We start from the raw sequence: 455 nt of genomic DNA on the forward strand, positions 1-455 counted from the left end.
CTAGTAAAAAGATATTGAGCCAGACCTTCATTATTCATGAATACGCCAACTCTTTTCTGGAGGCTTTGTATCGAGTTTGTTGTGATGTAATTTTCTTCCGTGACACCTATCATTCTATTTCCAGTCCATTTTTCTGCACCAAATCCATCGGTGTCAACTTGTTCCATACGGGTTGTGCTCTTCTGAATTGTACCTGTGTTATTGGCGATCCATTCAGCGGTATCAAAAGAGCATTTATAGCAAATTGTTATCAGAGTATTTGTTTCAATCTGATTTTTTAAAGCATCTTTATCTACTGATTGGTCAGGAATGTTTTTAGTGTCGTCGCGCTCCTGATAAGCTAATGACATATTTGCATCTTTTGAAAGGACAGTTGCGAGTGCGCTGGCAACTGTTGGTGATATACAAAATTTAACTTCATCCAAAACTGCAAAAATATGTTTTGTATGTTTTTT

1 pseudogene is annotated in these 455 nt (G+C 36.7%); it reads right to left on the bottom strand.

What is annotated here, in order from left to right:
- A pseudogene (locus V2A85_RS24455) lies at positions 1-455 on the bottom strand (triK protein); the annotation flags it as partial.

The sequence above is a fragment of the Yersinia sp. 1252 StPb PI genome, assembly GCF_048593885.1.
Classification (GTDB): domain Bacteria; phylum Pseudomonadota; class Gammaproteobacteria; order Enterobacterales; family Enterobacteriaceae; genus Yersinia; species Yersinia enterocolitica_E.